Source organism: Burkholderia sp. BE17 (genome assembly GCF_009362305.1).
Lineage (GTDB): Bacteria > Pseudomonadota > Gammaproteobacteria > Burkholderiales > Burkholderiaceae > Burkholderia > Burkholderia pyrrocinia_C.
The window spans coordinates 1-421 of sequence record NZ_WHNU01000121.1 but is presented as its reverse complement, the minus strand read 5'-3'; the positions used below and the strand labels follow the sequence as shown (position 1 = coordinate 421).

The window sequence follows — 421 nt, the reverse complement described above, 5'->3', positions numbered from 1 at the left end:
GAAGCGTACTGCCACACTCTGGCGATCAGCCTTGAGATAATGCTGTACCACGACGATGAACCGCTAACGTTTGATCTGGTCTGGGATAATGGCGGTTGGCGCAGTGCGACGCTGGAGAATGTCAGCTAAGCACAATCTCCAGCTCGCGCAGTTCACGCCAGAAGCGTTCGGCAACGGGATTCATGCGGGTATTCATCCGGTATGCATAGGCCTGAATCGGGATCACCAGTTCGTCCCGATTCAGTACAACGAGCTTCCCGCTGCGAATTTCTTGTTGGATGGCGTACTCCGGCAGCCAGGCAATCCCACAGCCGTCGAGGGCAACCTGCTTTAAAAGCTCGCTCATCGAAGAGACAAAAAAGGTGCTGAAACTTAACTCACTGTGGCGCGTCAGGGTGCGATTAATCAATCGCCCCATGTA

Annotated in this window: 1 protein-coding gene; it reads right to left on the bottom strand. The window is 53.9% G+C overall.

What is annotated here, in order from left to right:
• Positions 1-121: 121 nt before the first annotated feature.
• Positions 122-421: LysR substrate-binding domain-containing protein (locus GD429_RS40105; protein WP_265334725.1), on the bottom strand; the 300-nt coding region annotated here is incomplete at its 5' end.